This is a genomic window from Pseudomonas sp. CHM02, from assembly GCF_000612585.1.
In the GTDB taxonomy this organism is placed as follows: domain Bacteria; phylum Pseudomonadota; class Gammaproteobacteria; order Pseudomonadales; family Pseudomonadaceae; genus Aquipseudomonas.
Genome location: NZ_JFCA01000031.1, coordinates 60,602 through 76,090 on the forward strand (window position 1 = coordinate 60,602; position 15,489 = coordinate 76,090).

14 protein-coding genes are annotated in these 15,489 nt (G+C 61.6%); 6 read left to right on the top strand and 8 right to left on the bottom strand.

Features of this window, described 5'->3' with window-relative positions:
- Positions 1 to 209: 209 nt before the first annotated feature.
- Both ppk1 and hemB read right to left on the bottom strand, forming a co-directional pair.
- Entirely contained in the window at positions 210 to 2,432 is a 2,223-nt protein-coding gene (ppk1, locus tag BM70_RS0118895; protein WP_025857426.1) for a polyphosphate kinase 1, read from the bottom strand.
- Between the two features lie 18 nt (positions 2,433 to 2,450).
- Positions 2,451 to 3,464 carry a porphobilinogen synthase gene (hemB, locus tag BM70_RS0118900; RefSeq protein ID WP_025857427.1) on the bottom strand — a complete coding sequence of 338 codons (1,014 nt, stop codon included), beginning with the start codon at positions 3,462 to 3,464 and terminating at the stop codon, positions 2,451 to 2,453.
- A gap of 207 nt (positions 3,465 to 3,671) precedes the next feature.
- Between hemB and BM70_RS0118905 the strand changes: the two genes are divergently transcribed.
- Entirely contained in the window at positions 3,672 to 4,307 is a 636-nt protein-coding gene (locus BM70_RS0118905; RefSeq protein WP_025857428.1) for a DedA family protein, read from the top strand.
- Here BM70_RS0118905 and BM70_RS0118910 read toward each other — a convergent pair.
- A complete protein-coding gene (locus BM70_RS0118910; RefSeq protein WP_025857429.1) occupies positions 4,288 to 5,523 on the bottom strand; it encodes a sterol desaturase family protein in 1,236 nt (411 codons plus the stop codon). The two genes, BM70_RS0118905 and BM70_RS0118910, sit on opposite strands and share 20 nt — an antisense overlap.
- 116 nt (positions 5,524 to 5,639) lie before the next feature.
- On the opposite strand from BM70_RS0118910, the gene elbB reads away from it, so the two are divergent.
- Positions 5,640 to 6,305: an isoprenoid biosynthesis glyoxalase ElbB gene (gene elbB, locus BM70_RS0118915; RefSeq protein ID WP_025857430.1), complete on the top strand. Its 666-nt coding sequence runs from the start codon at positions 5,640 to 5,642 to the stop codon at positions 6,303 to 6,305.
- 72 nt (positions 6,306 to 6,377) lie between these two features.
- Here the strand turns inward: elbB and BM70_RS0118920 are convergent, their stop codons facing one another.
- Both BM70_RS0118920 and BM70_RS0118925 read right to left on the bottom strand, forming a co-directional pair.
- On the bottom strand, positions 6,378 to 6,833 hold the full coding sequence (locus BM70_RS0118920; RefSeq protein WP_025857431.1) for a YaiI/YqxD family protein: 456 nt from the start codon (positions 6,831 to 6,833) through the stop codon (positions 6,378 to 6,380).
- A gap of 2 nt (positions 6,834 to 6,835) precedes the next feature.
- Entirely contained in the window at positions 6,836 to 8,731 is a 1,896-nt protein-coding gene (locus BM70_RS0118925; protein ID WP_025857432.1) for an FTR1 family protein, read from the bottom strand.
- Between the two features lie 267 nt (positions 8,732 to 8,998).
- On the opposite strand from BM70_RS0118925, the gene BM70_RS0118930 reads away from it, so the two are divergent.
- From BM70_RS0118930 to BM70_RS0118945, 4 genes are read left to right on the top strand one after another with little or no spacing between them, the layout of a single operon-like run.
- Positions 8,999 to 10,393 (top strand): COG3014 family protein, encoded by a 1,395-nt coding sequence (locus BM70_RS0118930; RefSeq protein ID WP_025857433.1) that lies wholly within the window; start codon positions 8,999 to 9,001, stop codon positions 10,391 to 10,393.
- Between the two features lie 10 nt (positions 10,394 to 10,403).
- Positions 10,404 to 10,775 (top strand): YcfL family protein, encoded by a 372-nt coding sequence (locus BM70_RS0118935; protein WP_025857434.1) that lies wholly within the window; start codon positions 10,404 to 10,406, stop codon positions 10,773 to 10,775.
- Between the two features lie 35 nt (positions 10,776 to 10,810).
- Positions 10,811 to 11,398 carry a penicillin-binding protein activator LpoB gene (gene lpoB, locus BM70_RS0118940; RefSeq protein WP_025857435.1) on the top strand — a complete coding sequence of 196 codons (588 nt, stop codon included), beginning with the start codon at positions 10,811 to 10,813 and terminating at the stop codon, positions 11,396 to 11,398.
- Between the two features lie 3 nt (positions 11,399 to 11,401).
- Positions 11,402 to 12,142 carry a hypothetical protein gene (locus tag BM70_RS0118945; protein ID WP_025857436.1) on the top strand — a complete coding sequence of 247 codons (741 nt, stop codon included), beginning with the start codon at positions 11,402 to 11,404 and terminating at the stop codon, positions 12,140 to 12,142.
- 140 nt (positions 12,143 to 12,282) lie between these two features.
- Here BM70_RS0118945 and BM70_RS0118950 read toward each other — a convergent pair whose 3' ends face one another.
- The 3 genes from BM70_RS0118950 to BM70_RS0118960 all read right to left on the bottom strand — a co-directional run bounded on the left by BM70_RS0118950 (position 12,283) and on the right by BM70_RS0118960 (position 15,485).
- Positions 12,283 to 12,915 (bottom strand): LysE family transporter, encoded by a 633-nt coding sequence (locus BM70_RS0118950; RefSeq protein ID WP_025857437.1) that lies wholly within the window; start codon positions 12,913 to 12,915, stop codon positions 12,283 to 12,285.
- A gap of 87 nt (positions 12,916 to 13,002) precedes the next feature.
- Positions 13,003 to 13,575, bottom strand: a complete 573-nt coding sequence (locus BM70_RS0118955) for a mechanosensitive ion channel family protein (protein ID WP_025857438.1) — start codon at positions 13,573 to 13,575, stop codon at positions 13,003 to 13,005.
- Complete coding sequence (locus BM70_RS0118960; RefSeq protein ID WP_025857439.1) at positions 13,575 to 15,485, bottom strand: ATP-binding cassette domain-containing protein; 1,911 nt, start codon at positions 15,483 to 15,485, stop codon at positions 13,575 to 13,577. The genes BM70_RS0118955 and BM70_RS0118960 overlap by 1 nt, the downstream gene beginning before the upstream one ends.
- Positions 15,486 to 15,489 lie beyond the last annotated feature (4 nt).

The following is a 15,489-nucleotide window of genomic DNA, read 5'->3' on the forward strand; positions in this document are numbered from 1 at the left end:
GCGGGCTTGCTGTGGTGAAAGGGCTCTAATGTATGAGCAGGCTTGTTGTGGTGAGCGGGCTTGCCCCGCGCTGGGCTGCGAAGCGGCCCTAACGCCAAACGCCGCGTTCTGCCTGGCAGAATGCGGTCGTTTTTAGTTGGGGCGGCTGCGCCACCCAGCGCGGGGCAAGCCCGCTCACTACACAGGCTTGCTCACACTTTAGAACCCGCTTAGTTCACCGTCAGAATCGGGCTACCCAGCTTCTCCAGCAACGTCGCCTGCGCACTGCGCGGGTTCTGGTTGCCGGTCGGCGTGTTGCGCACGTAGCGGCCGTCCGACTGCAGGCTCCAGCTATGGGTGTTGTCGGTGAGGTAGCTTTCCAGCTCCTTCTTGACCCGCATGATCAGCTTCTTGCCTTCAACCGGGAAGCACGTCTCTACGCGCTTATCGAGGTTGCGCTCCATCCAGTCGGCGCTGGAGAGGAACATCTGCTCTTCTCCACCGTTGAGGAAGTAGAACACCCGTGTGTGCTCCAGGAAGCGGCCGATGATCGAACGCACATGAATATTGTGCGACACGCCGACAATGCCAGGGCGCAGGCAGCACATGCCGCGCACCACCAGGTCGATACGCACGCCGGACTGGCTGGCCTTGTACAACGCGCGGATGATCTTCGGATCGGTCAGCGAGTTGAACTTGGCGATGATGTGCGCCGGTTTGCCGTCCAGGGCGAACTGGGTCTCGCGGGCAATCATGTCGAGCATGCCCTTCTTGAGGGTGAACGGCGCGTGCAGCAGCTTCTTCATGCGCAAGGTCTTGCCCATGCCGATCAACTGGCTGAACAACTTGCCGACGTCTTCACACAAGGCGTCGTCGGAGGTCAGCAGGCTATAGTCGGTGTAGAGCTTGGCGTTGCCGGCGTGGTAGTTGCCGGTACCCAAGTGGGCGTAACGCACGATCTCTCCGGCTTCGCGGCGCAGGATCAGCATCATCTTGGCGTGGGTCTTGAAGCCGACCACGCCGTAGATCACCACTGCACCCGCCGCTTGCAGTCGGCTGGCCAGTTGCAGGTTGGACTCTTCGTCGAACCGCGCCCGCAACTCGATCACCGCGGTGACTTCCTTGCCGTTGCGCGCGGCGTCGACCAGGGCATCGACGATTTCCGAGTTGGCGCCGGAACGGTACAGGGTCTGGCGTACAGCGAGTACGTGCGGGTCCTTGGCGGCCTGGCGCAGCAGGTCCACCACCGGCGTGAAGGACTCGAACGGGTGCAGCAGCAGGATGTCCTGCTTGCTCACCACGCTGAAAATATTCTCGCTGTTCTGCAGCAGTTTCGGGATCTGCGGGGTGAACGGGGTGTATTGCAGCTCCGGGTGGCTGTCCAGGCCGGTGATGCTGAACAGGCGCGTCAGGTTCACCGGGCCATTGACCTGATACAGCTCCGACTCGCCCAGGTTGAACTGCTTGAGCAGGTAGTCCGACAGGTGTTTGGGGCAGGTGTCGGCGACTTCCAGGCGCACGGCATCACCGTAGCGCCGCGAAAACAGCTCGCCACGCAGGGCACGGGCCAAGTCTTCGACGTCTTCGGAGTCCAGCGCCAGGTCGGCGTTACGGGTCAGGCGGAACTGATAGCAGCCTTTCACTTTCATGCCCTGGAACAGGTCATCGGCGTGTGCATGGATCATCGACGACAGGAATACATAGTTATCGCCAGGCCCCCCCACCTCTTCCGGTACCTTGATGATCCGTGGCAACAGACGCGGCGCCGGGATGATCGCCAAGCCGGAATCGCGACCGAAGGCATCGATACCTTCCAGCTCGACGATGAAGTTGAGGCTTTTGTTCACCAGCAGCGGGAACGGGTGCGTCGGGTCGAGGCCGATCGGGGTGATAATCGGCGCGATCTCGTCGCGGAAGTAGCGGCGCACCCAAGTCTTGATCTTGGTGGTCCAGTGACGACGACGGATGAAGCGAACCTGATGTTTTTCCAGTTCCGGCAGCAGGATATCGTTGAGGATCGCGTACTGGCGGTCCACATGGCCGTGTACCAGCTCGCTGATGCGCGCCAGGGCCTGGTGCGGCTGCAGGCCATCGGCGCCGGCCTGCTCGCGGGCGAAGGTGATCTGCTTCTTGAGGCCCGCCACGCGGATTTCGAAGAACTCGTCCAGGTTGCTGGAGAAGATCAGCAGGAATTTGAGCCGCTCCAGCAGCGGATAGGACTCATCCAGCGCCTGCTCGAGCACGCGGATGTTGAATTGCAGTTGTGACAGCTCGCGATGGATGTACAGGCTGCTGTCATCCAGGTTGGTCACGGCGACCACCGGGGCCGGCACGGGCGGCTCGGCCACCACTGCCGGTGCGGCGGGCTCGTGCTCCGGCGGGGTCTCGCTGACTTGTTCAACCACCGGGTGAGCGTCTTTTACGGCAACTTCTGTGAGTCCTTCGGTATTCATCGAGTGTTCCTGTGAGGGCTATTGTTGCTCTCTAAGCAATTGGGCGGCGCGGGCGGCGAAGTAGGTCAGAATGCCATCAGCCCCGGCGCGTTTAAAGGCTGTCAGGGATTCAAGGATCACCCCTTCACTCAGCCATCCATTCTGTATTGCAGCCATGTGCATCGCGTATTCGCCGCTGACCTGATAGACAAACGTCGGCACCTTGAATTCTTCTTTGACCCGATAAAGGATGTCCAGGTAAGGCATCCCCGGCTTGACCATCACCATGTCAGCGCCTTCGGCCAGGTCGGCCGCCACTTCGTGCAGGGCTTCATGGCTGTTGGCCGGGTCCATCTGGTACGAAGCCTTGTTGGCCTTGCCCAGGTTGAGCGCCGAGCCCACCGCATCGCGGAACGGGCCGTAATAGGCGCTGGCGTACTTGGCCGAATAGGCCATGATCCGCACATTGACGTGGCCCGCCAGCTCCAGGGCTTCGCGGATCGCCTGGATGCGGCCGTCCATCATGTCCGACGGCGCAACCACCTGGGCGCCGGCAGCGGCGTGGGAAAGGGCTTGCTTGACCAGTGCATCGACAGTGATGTCGTTTTGAACATAGCCGTCTTCGTCAAGAATGCCATCCTGCCCGTGGGTGGTGAACGGGTCCAACGCCACGTCGGTAATCACCCCAAGCTCCGGAAAACGCTCGCGCAGGGCACGGGTGGCACGCTGGGCAATTCCTCCAGGGTTCCAGGCTTCGGCAGCATCCAGGGACTTGAGTTCAGACGGCGTGACCGGGAACAGCGCCACGGCCGGAATCCCCAGTTCGACCCAAACGGCGGCTTCTTCAAGCAGCAGATCAATGGTCAAGCGCTCCACACCTGGCATCGACGTCACCGCTTCCCGGCGATTTTCTCCGTCCAGCACAAACACCGGCAGGATCAGATCGTTCGTCGTCAGCACGTTTTCACGCACCAGGCGGCGAGAAAAATCATCACGACGGTTGCGACGCAGACGGGTGGCAGGGAACAGGCGATTGGCAGGGGTAAAGCTCACGACAGACTCCTGAGCCCGGGTTTACGGGCGAGCGTTGCAGTTATAAGCGGCCATTATGACGAAGGTATGACAGTTGTGCTTAACGTTGCGACCTGTAGTCGCATTCGTCATTTTGGTAGGAATTGTTCACTTCGTGACACATCTCGATACTTTCATGAATCTTCGTGAAGGCGTAGGCTGCGCGTTCATTTCGCCAGCACCCAGACCATGCTTCAACAATTTCTGCATGACTTCGGCTACTTTGCCCTCTTCCTAGGCACCTTCTTCGAAGGCGAGACCATCTTGGTACTCGCAGGCTTCCTGGCGTTCCGTGGGTACATGGATATCAACCTGGTGGTGGTGGTTGCGTTTTTCGGCAGCTACGCCGGCGATCAGCTTTGGTACTACATGGGCCGCAAACACGGCCGCAAGCTGTTGGCGCGCAAGCCACGCTGGCAGTTGATGGGCGACAAGGCCCTGGAGCATATCCGCAAGCACCCCGATATCTGGGTTCTGAGCTTCCGCTTCGTGTATGGGTTGCGCACCGTCATGCCGGTGGCGATCGGGCTTTCCGGTTACCCACCGATGCGCTACCTGATCCTCAACGGTATTGGTGCAGCGATCTGGGCCGCCGCCTTGGGCGCGGCCGCTTATCACTTCGGCGCCGTGCTGGAAGGCATGCTCGGCAGCGTCAAGAAATACGAGCTGTGGGTATTGGGTGCCTTGCTGGTACTGGGCTTCGGCCTGTGGTTGCGCCGCCGCATCAAGAATGCGCGCATCGCCCGTGAAGCCTGCGCCGAGGCCAAGGCCCGGCTTGCCGCCGCGCCTGCCCCGGTCGAAGCCCCTAAGACACCAGTCGAGTAACCTGGCTTCTGCAGCAGTAGAGGCCAATCACGCTGAGCAGGCTGTAGCTCAGCAGGCCCAGCCAGCCCAGGTTGCTGGCCGGCCATAGCCCGACCAACGGCGCCAGCCATACCAGCGGCACATTCAGCACCAGCCGCGAAACCTCGGCCTTCAACGCCCACGGCCGGTTTTCCAAGGCCACGCCCAGCGTAAACAGCCCCAGCGCCATCGCACTCCAACCCAGGATCAGCGCAGCCGTGGGCAACCCTTCGCCAAAATTCATCAAATAGCTGCCGAAACCGACATACGCCGCAAATTGCAGCGCGATGTAGACCTGCTGGCGCACGTCCAGCGCCACTTCGAATTTACGGAACTGGCTCAAGTCAGGTTTGGCCATCGGGTACTTGGCTTTCACGTCCGCCGGGCGCCAGCCGGTGCGCATGAACCAGATGCGCAGCTTGTCCCACCCGCTCTCGGTACGCCGCGCGTCACTCCACAACTGTGCATAGAACTGCAGGTTGGCCCACAGCGGGTTCCAACTGGCCAACGGCGTAGTCACGCCGAAAATCACCGGTTCGTTGTCGTCCTCCTCCTGGAAGGTGCCGAACAACCGGTCCCAAAGAATGAACACCCCGCCGTAGTTGCGATCCATGTAGAGAGCATTCTGTGCATGGTGGGCCCGATGATTGGACGGCGTGACGAAAAACCACTCATACCAGCCGAGCTTCGGCACGTGCCGGGTGTGCACCCAGAATTGATACAGCAAATTGAGGGACGCCACGCTGATAAACACCACCAATGGCACGCCCAGTACGGCCAGGGGCAGGTAGAAGATCCAGCTCAGCAGGAAGCCGGTGCTGGTCTGGCGCAGGGCGGTGCTGAGGTTGTAGTCCTCGCTCTGGTGATGCACCGAGTGCGCGGCCCACAGGATATTGCGCTCGTGGCCCATGCGGTGCAGCCAGTAGTAGCAGAAGTCGTAGAACACAAACGCGAACACCCACGTCCAGACGCTCTGCGCAGACAGTTCGATGATGGCCAGGTGTTTGAGGGCGAACGCGTAGGTCAAAAGCCCCACGCCCTTGGTCAGCAACCCCGTGGTCGTCGACAGCACACCGGTGCTGAGGCTGTTGATGGCGTCCGCCACCCGGTAGTTGCGCTCGCCGCGCCAGCGATCGGCAAGCAGCTCCACGACGATCAAGGCGATGAAAAACGGTACCGCGTAAGGCACGAAGTCCATGGTCTGGTCCGGTCTATTTTTGTTACATCAAGATTAGGTGCAGCGGCGCGAGATCCCATTGGCAACAGATGACAAATTAGTAGACATTTAACGCCAAGAACCTAGGAGAAATGCCCATGAGCAAAAAGATTGCAGTGATCCTTTCCGGCTGCGGCGTGTACGACGGCGCAGAGATCCACGAAAGCGTGATCACCTTGCTGCGCCTGGACCAGCGTGGCGCTCAGGTCCAATGTTTTGCCCCGGACATCGCGCAATTGCATGTGATCAACCACCTCACCGGCGAAGAAATGCCCGAGTCGCGCAATGTGTTGGTGGAATCGGCCCGGATCGCCCGGGGTGACGTGAAAGACATTCGCAAAGCCAACGCCGAAGACTTCGATGCGCTGATCGTGCCCGGCGGGTTTGGTGCGGCAAAAAACCTCTCGAACTTCGCCGTGGAAGGCGCCGGCTGCAGCGTCAACCCGCAGGTTCTGGAACTGGCCGAGGCCTTTGCAGAAGCGGGCAAACCCGTGGGGCTGATCTGCATATCGCCGGCCCTGGCGGCCAAGATCTACGGCCCAGGCGTGACCTGCACCATCGGCAACTGTGCCGACACCGCCGCCGCGCTGGACAAGATGGGCGCCACCCACCAGGAATGTGCGGTGGAAGACATCGTCGAAGACAAGGCACGCAAACTGGTGAGCACGCCGGCCTATATGCTCGGCAAGAACATCAGCGAGGTTGCTTCGGGGATCAACAAGCTGGTGGATCGGGTGCTGGAATTGACCCACGAGAACGACTGATAGCCCATTCACTGCGGCAAGTCGCCAGTTGTGGTGAGCGGGCTTGCTCAACACAACTCCCACACCACAGGCTCAGGCCTGGCGCATCAACCGCGTGAGGATCCGGTCCAGCGCGTTGGCAAACGCCTGCTTTTCCTTCTCGCCATGGGGCGGCGGTCCGCCGCCCATCTGGCCTTGCTCACGCAGATCGGTGAACAGGTTACGCACTGCCAGGCGCTCGCTCATGTTCGCCGGGCTGAACTCCTTTCCGCGTGGGTCGAGGGCCGTGACGCCGTTTTTCACCAAGCGGTCGGCCAGCGGAACATCGCTGCAGATCACCAACTCGCCGGGCACCGCGTGCTCCACCAGGTAGTCATCCGCGGCATCCGGCCCGCTGGGCACCACAATCAGCTTCACACAGGCAAAGCTCGGTTTGATCTGGCTCTGCCCGGCCACCAGCACTACTTCGAACTGGCGCTTGAGGGCAAACTTCACCACCTGGTCCTTGGCTGCCCGAGGGCAGGCGTCGGCATCGATCCAGACCCGCATACTCAAGCCACCGCCCGGCGCTTTTCCGCCAAGCGGCTGCGGCCGTACAACACCACAATCGCCAGGATCGCCACCGCTTGCGCGCTCAACGAGTACGCGTCGGCGTGGATGCCCAGCCAGTCGAAGTCAAAGAACGCCACCGGCCGGGTGCCGAAGATGCCGGCCTCCTGCAACGCCTTCACGCCATGCCCGGCAAACACCACCGACAGCGCACACAGCAATGCCGCATTGATCCCGAAGAACAACGCCAGCGGCAGCTTCGCCGAACCGCGCAGGATCACCCACGCCAGGCCCACCAACAGCACCAGCGCCGTGGCGCCACCCGCCAGCACTGCGTTGTGCCCGGCCGGGCCGGCTTGCAGCCACAGGGTTTCGTAAAACAGGATCACTTCGAACAGCTCGCGGTACACCGAGAAGAACGCCAGCATCGCAAAGCCGAAACGCCCGCCGCCGCCTACCAGGCTGCTCTTGATGTAGTCCTGCCAGGCGGCTGCGTGGCGTCGGTCGTGCATCCACACTCCGAGCCACAGCACCATCACGCTGGCGAACAGGGCCGTGCAGCCTTCCAGCAATTCGCGCTGGGCGCCGCTCACGTCAATCACATACGCCGCCAGCGCCCAGGTTGCCAGACCCGCCAGCAGCGCCAAGCCCCAACCCACGTTAACGCTGCGCACCGCCGATTGCTGGCCGGTGTTGCGCAGGAACGCGAGGATTGCGGCCAGTACCAGGATCGCTTCCAGGCCTTCACGCAGCAGGATCAGCAAGCCGGAGATGTAGCTCAATGACCAGCTCAGGCCGTCGCTGCCCAGCAAGCCGGCAGACTCGGTGAGCTTGCCCTTGGCCACGTCCAGGCGTTGCTGCACCTGCTCGACCGGCAAACCGTCCTGCAATGACTGCCGGTAGGCCATCAGCGCCTTCTCGGTGTCCTTGCGCACGTTGGCGTCGACGTTATCCAGCGAGCTTTCCACCAACTCGAAACCTTCCAGGTAGGCGGCCACTGACAGGTCGTAGGCCTGTTCGTGGTCACCCTTTTGGAACGCGGCCAGGCTCTTGTCCAGCGTGCTCGCGGTGTAGTCGAGCAACTGCGCCGGGCCACGCTTGACCTGCGGCGGTTGCGCACGCTGCGCGCGGAACGTCGCGGCAGCGGCAGGGCCGCTGGCAGCGAGTACTTCATTGGGGGTCTGGCGGGCCAGGTCGGCGAGGTTGAACGGTTGCTCGCTTTTCGCGGCAGCCGGGTCGGCGGTGAAGCTGGCGATGTAGGTGGCCAGGTCCCAGCGCTGACGGTCGTCCAGTTGATCGGCGAAGGACGGCATATCGGTGCCTTCGACGCCCAGGCCAAGGGTGTTATAGATCGCGTAGAGGCTCAGGCGATCCAGGCGCACGGCATCCCGCAGGTTGGCGGGCGGCGGCGTCATACCCACACTGGCCGGACCATCACCGGCCCCGGCAGTGCCATGGCACACCGAGCAGTGCTGGGCGTAGAGCGGCGCACCGCGCGTGGGATCAGGCGTGATCGCCGGGGCCTGGCTGACTTCATAGGCCACGGCCAACTGGGCACCCAATTGGCGGGCTTGGCGGGCGACTGTCGCACCGTCCTGATGGGCAGTTACAGCCGCTAACAGTTCGTCGACGCCTTTGACCAACGCCGCGCGCTCCGGGCGTTGCGGCAGTTCTGCCACCAGGCCCTGCAACACCCCGAGAAACTCCAGTTGTTCGCGGTATTCGGATTCATCGATAACCTTGCCCGCCTCCACCGTCGGAGGATAGTCAGCGCCAATGTAGTCCAGCAAATGCAGGGCTTGTGGGGCGCCCTCGGCAGTCGCGGCCAACAGGTTGAAGCTGCACGACATCAACGCCGGCAACATCAGCCAGGCGAGAAAACGGAAGGGGGCAGTCATGAACGAATCTCAAAGGGAAATACGAAGTAACACATTGTTGAGGTTTAAGGGGTTTGACTCAAGGTGTAAGTGATTTGGCGTTTATGGGGGCGAGGCATTTTAGAAGCGGACTAGTGGCGCTTTTGTCGAGCTTTTCGGGCAAAAAGCCATTGTTTTGCCATTAATGGTGCTTATAATGCCGCGCCCTGTTAGTGCGAAAGGGAATTTCGTTCCTCGTTTTCATGAGGAATGACCACATCGGTTGATACTCTCAGGGAAGAAGTCTGCATGGCATTTCGCGCCTTACCTTCGCTCGCTCTCGCGGCGGTTATCTTGTTGTCCGGCTGTTCGATGTTCCGCAGCTACGATACCGAGCTGCAAGCCACCAATCAGCAATTGGCCACCGGCAACGTCGACGCCGCCCTGACCCTGCTGGAAAAAAACAACACGGGTGACGACAAGGACCTGCTTTATTTTTTCGAAAAGGGCGAGTTGCTGCGTGCCAAGGGTGATTTGACCGGTAGCCAGACCGCCTGGCGCAGCGCCGACCTGCAAGTCTACACGTGGGAAGAGTCGGTCAAGTTCGACAGCGCCAAGTACCTCGCCCAGTTCGGCAGTTTCCTCGCCAACGACAAGGTGCGCCGCTACGAAGGCTATGACTACGAAAAGGTCATGCTGACCACGCAGATGGCCCTGAACCTGCTGGCCCTGAACGACTTCGACGGTGCACGCACCGAAATCAAGAAGACCCACGAACGCGAAGCAGTGATCGCCGACCTGCGCGACAAGGAGTACCTCAAGCGCGAGGATGAAGCCCAGCGCGAAGGCGTGACCACCCAGATGAAAGACCTGCGCGGTTACCCGGTGGAATCCCTGGACGCGCCAGAAGTGGTCGGCCTGAAAAACAGCTACCAGAGTGCGTTCAGCCATTACCTGGCCGGTTTCGTCTACGAAGCCCTGGGCGAAAAAGACCTGGCCGCGCCAGGTTATCGCAAGGCCGCCGAGCTGCGCCCCAATACCCCGCTGCTGGAGCAGGCCCTGCTCGACCTGGACAAATCCAAGGTCGGCGCCGATGAAACCGATGTGCTGATCGTGGTGCAGAGCGGCCTGGCACCGGCCCGTGACTCTATTCGCCTGCCGCTGCCGATCCCGATCAATGGCAACCTGGTGATCACCCCTCTTTCATTCCCGGTGATCAAGGCTGATACGTCCACCGCGCCTTTCGCGCAGATTGGCGTCGACGGCCAGCAACGGAACCTCACCGCACTCAACAGCACCACGGCCATGTCCCGTCGCGCCCTGCGCGATGACATGCCAGGCATCATCCTGCGCACCACCGTACGTGCAGTCACCCGTGGCGTGGCGCAAAACAACCTGAACAAGACCAACCCCATGGCAGGCCTGGTGCTGGGGATCGCCTCGGCGGTCACCGAAGGGGCTGACACCCGCACCTGGCGCACCCTGCCGGACATGACCCAGGTCACTCGCCTGCGCCTCAAGCACGGCGACCACCAGGTCAGCCTGCCCAACGCCCTGGGCGGCACGCTGGTGACGGTCAAGGCCGACCAGCGCTATCAGGTCGTCACCCTGCGCGTGGTCGGCAACCAGGTGTTCGCCGGCGGCCTGGCCGCCCATGTGGTGCCGAACACCGCCAACCAGGCCATCGCCCTCAAACAACCTTAAGGAGCACGCTATGCGTCATTTCATCCTCGGCGCCCTGGCGCTGGTCCTGCTTGCCGGCTGCGCCACCCCGCCGCCACCGGAACCTGGCAGCGCCGCGAGCAAAATCGTGGTGATGGGCAAGTTCAAGGGCATCTCGGTCGGTGCCATCCGCGTTGCACGCGAGAACGGCTTCCTCACCGCCAAGGTGCAGTTGAGCAATATCACCAGCAGCAACCAGATGATGTATTACCGCTTTGCCTGGCTAGGGGCCGACGGTTTCCCGGTGGGCGACGAAGAAACCTGGAAGGTACTGAACCTGTACGCCAACCAGGCGACCTTCCTGCCAGCGATCGCCAATTTGCCGCAGGCGGCGGACTTCCGTGTTGAAGTGAAAACCCCTTGAGCCGTCCATCCCTTTTGCTGCAGAGAGATTTCCCAATGTTTGCACGCTTCTCGATCCTTGCCGTCGCCGCCGTCCTGGCCAGCGGCTGCGCCAACACCTCCCCGGTACTGGGCGGCAAAAACATCAGCTATGGCGACACCAAAGCCGTGGAATTGGTGACCAACGAGTTCGGCTCCACCGACCTGCAGATGATCGCCGAAAGCATGACCCGCTCCCTGGCCCAGTCCGGCATTCTGCAGGGCCGCCCGGTCGTGCAGGTGTACGACGTGAAGAACAAGACCAGCGAGTACATCGATACCCGCGAAATCACCACGTCGATCAAGACCCAGCTGATGAAGACCGGCACCGCACGCTTTGCCAGCGACAACACTGACATGCAGAGCCAGGTCGACCAGCTCAAGCTGCAGAACCAGAGCGGCCTGTACAAGAAGTCCACCGTCAGCAAGACCGGCAACATGGTCGCCGCCAAATACCGCCTGGAAGGTTCCATCAGCTCCATCGTCAAGCGCAGCTCGGACTACAAGGACGTGTTCTACAAATTCAGCCTGCAGTTGATCGACGTCGAGAGCGGTCTGGCCGAATGGATGGACGAAAAAGAAATCCGCAAAACCACGGAGCGCTGAACAATGCGTGCATGGATCGGCATGATCGGCCTGCTGTGCGCCTTCGGCGCCTCGGCCGCCCCGAAGATCGCGGTGACGGACCTGGCCTACGAGGCGCGGGTCGAGGAATACATCCACCAGGTTTCGGCGAGCAACAACTTCCAGGCCAGCGCTTACCACGCCAGCGGTGCGTCGAACTACAGCGAGTACGAAAGCCGTACCAGCTACATCGAACAGACCGAGCTGCGTAAATTCAGCGGTGATATCAAGGGCGAGATTCTCAAATCCCGCCAGTTCCAGCTGGTGCAGGGCACGCCTTACACCGCCGATGCCAAGGGTGATGTCTACGATGTGATCAAGCGCATCAAGGCCGGCAACTTCAAGGGTGCCGACTACGTGCTGTTCGGCACGCTGTCAGACATCGACTTCACCCAGGACATCAACGCACTGGACCACACCAACAGCTATTCGGCCGTACTGGGCCTGACGCTGGTGGCGGATTTCAGCCTGATCAATACACGCACCTACGAGATCACCTCGGCGTTCACCGCCATGGGTGAAGGCCAGGACACCAAGTTGGTGAACAGCCGTGACGTGCGCGTGAGCCTCAACCGGCCGCGGGTGGTGAAGGAAGTGTCGAAAGCCTTGGGTGAAGATGTGGCGCGGCAGTTGGCAGAGCAGTTGGGTGGCGGGTATCAAGACCCGGGCAAGCCTGCGTTGCGCAACAACCTGCCAAGGGACGAAGCGCCGAAGATTTTGCGCTGACGCCCTATTCACAAACACCGCAAAACTAATGTGGGAGGGGGCTTGCCCCCGATAGCAGTGGGTCAGCTACACGTTAGCTGACTGACACACCGCCATCGGGAGCAAGCCCCCTCCCACATTTTTTAATCCGGGTTTGTCAGTTATGCCGTTGCACGATGCAGGCTGGCGAGGAAGCCCGCAGCGCCTACAAACAACCCAGCAAACGTACGGTTCATGCGCTTCTGCTGCTTAGGCGTACGCAACAGGCGCAACACCTTCGACGCCAGCCCCGTATAACCTGCCATCACGACCATGTCGACGCAGATCATCGTCGCGCCCAGGATCAGGTACTGGATCAGCAGCGGCGCCTGCGGGTTCACGAACTGCGGCAGCACCGCCAGCATGAAAACCAAGGCCTTGGGGTTGCTGGCATTGACCAGAAAGCCACGGAACATCATCGCCATCGGCTTGCCGATCGGGCGCACCGCCGCATCATCGGTCATGTCCATGGGCAAGGCACGCCATTGCTTGATGGCCAGGTACACCAGGTATGCCACGCCAAACCATTTGATCGCATAGAAGGCGGTAGAGGATGTCGCCAGAATGGCACCCAGGCCGCATGCGACGACCGCAATCTGCATCGCCAGGCCCAGTTGAAGACCAATGGCATTCCAGTAACCGCGCAGGAAACCGTATCGCAGGCCACTGGACATCGAGGCGATGGCGCCAGCGCCAGGCGAAAGGGAGATGATCCAACTGGCCAGGAAAAAGGCCAGCCACGTATCGAGTGCCATTACACACCTCAGGGGGAGTTTGCTGTTGTGCCTTAAGCTAACTCCGCCGACCAAAGGATGGCTATAGATTTTTACAAGATGTGAATGCTAGCGGTCGCCCGGAAATACGTGGGTACCTGGCCAACGCCGCACCGAGCGCTGGAAGAACAAACTGTTGGGCACTTGCACCATCGCGCTGTCGGTTCCGGCCTCTGCCACTTCGACCAGCGTGGTGTAGAGCAGGTTGATCGCCACGACCCTGCCCTTCACGCCCGGTTTGTCGACGGTATCCACCAGCTCGACGATATCCCCCAGGCGAAATGGCCCAACCGTGAAGATCAGAATGGCGCACAGCAGGTTGGACAGCACCGACCACATGGCGAAGAACGCCACCGCGGCGACCGCGACAAAGCCTGACAACGCCGTCCACAACACCGTGGCAGACACGCCCAGGCGACCCAGCACAAAGATCAGCGCACTGCCCATGATCAGCCAGCGCAGGCCACCGCGCAGCGGCATCAGCAGTTGCGGCGGGAACGGGTAGCGCTCACCCAGGCGAGTCAGGCCCTTGGCGACAAAACGTTGGGCGAGGTAACCGGCCAGCAGGATCAGCAGGATTTGCACGCCGATCCATACGGGCTCGACCCATTGCGTCGGTATTGGCAGTTGCAACGCTTCCATCAGGACAGCGCCTCCAGCTCCGCTTGCAGGGTTTCCAGCAGTTCGAGGGCTTCCATCCAGGTTTCCTCCAATTGCCCTTCGCGTACCTTGAGCTTGGCCTGTTCAGCCAGCAGGTCACGCAACTCGTCCTTGCGGGCAGCTTCGTAGACGGCGCTATCGCCCAGGCTGGTCTCGATCTTCGCCAGGCGCTCGTGCACCTTGCCCAGCTCGGCCTCCAGCTTGTCAGCCTCACGCTTGTGCGGCGCCAGTTGTTGGCGCAACGCAGCGGCAGCCTGACGCTGGGCTTTCTTGTCGGTCTTGTCGGGGTTGACCGGAGTGTTGCTGACTGGCGCGTTGCGCAGGCGGTAATCCGTCAGCCAGCGCGCATAGTCATCCAGGTCGCCGTCGAACTCTTCGACTTTACCGTCAGCCACCAGCAGGAAGTTATCCGTGGTGCTCTTGAGCAAGTGGCGATCGTGAGACACCACCAGGACCGCACCGCTGAACTCCTGCAAGGCCATGGTCAGCGCCAGGCGCATTTCCAGGTCCAGGTGGTTGGTCGGTTCATCGAGCAGCAGCAGGTTCGGACGGTCCCAGGCGATCAATGCCAGGGCCAGGCGGGCTTTCTCGCCGCCGGAAAAGTTCAGCACCGGCTCATCGATGCGCGCGCCACGGAAGTCGAAGCCACCCAGGAAGTCGCGCAGGGTCTGCTCGCGCTCGGTCGGCGCCAGGCGCTGCAAGTGCAGCAATGGGCTGGCCTTGGCGTCGAGGGAATCCAACTGGTGCTGGGCAAAGTAGCCCACCACCGTATTCTCGCCACGGGTCAAACGGCCGGCCAGGGGCGAAAGCTCGCCGGACAGGTTCTTGATCAGCGTCGACTTGCCCGCACCGTTAGGGCCGAGCAAACCGATGCGTGCGCCCGGCGTGAGTTGCAGCTTCACTTTTTCCAGGATGGTTTTGTCGCCATACCCCAGGCGCGCATCGGAAAGGTCCAGCAAGGGGCTGGAGATCTTCACCGACTCGCGGAACACGAAGTCGAACGGCGAATCAACGTGGGCCGCCGACAATTCCTCCATGCGCTCCAGGGCCTTGATCCGGCTCTGGGCCTGACGGGCCTTGGTGGCCTGGGCCTTGAAGCGGGCGATGTAGCTTTCCATGTGCGCGCGCTGCGCCTGCTGCTTCTCGTAGGCCTGTTGCTGCTGGGCCAGGCGTTCGGCGCGGGCGCGCTCGAATGCGGTGTAGCCGCCACGGTAGAGCGTGATTTTCTTCTGTTCGACGTGGGCAATGTTGTCGACCACGGCGTCGAGGAAGTCCCGGTCGTGGGAGATCAGCAGCAAGGTGCCCTGATAGTTCTTGAGGAAGTCTTCCAGCCACAGGATCGCATCGAGGTCCAAGTGGTTGGTCGGTTCGTCGAGCAGCAGCAAGTCCGAGGGGCACATCAGCGCCTGCGCCAGGTTCAGGCGCATGCGCCAGCCACCGGAGAAGTCGGCGACCGGGCGGTCCATCTGTTCGTTGGTAAAGCCAAGGCCGGCGAGCATCTTGCGGGCGCGGGCGTCAGCGGTGTACCCGTCGGCGCTGTCCAACTCGGAATGCAGGCGGGCCTGGGCGGCGCCGTCCTGGGCTTTCTCGGCCTCGGCCAGGTCATGCTGCACCTGGCGCAGGCGCAGGTCGCCATCGAGCACGTAGTCGATCGCGATGCGGTCCAGGGTGTCGATCTCCTGGCGCATATGGGCGATACGCCAGTCGGCCGGCAGCAGGCAGTCCCCGGAATCCGGGGTCAGCTCACCCAGCAACAAGGCGAACAACGTGGATTTGCCGGCGCCGTTGGCACCGATCAGGCCGGCTTTGTGACCGGCGTGCAAGGTCAGCTCGGCGTCTTCGAGAAGACGTTGCGGGCCACGCTGTAATGTTAGGCTTTGAAGTCGGATCATAATG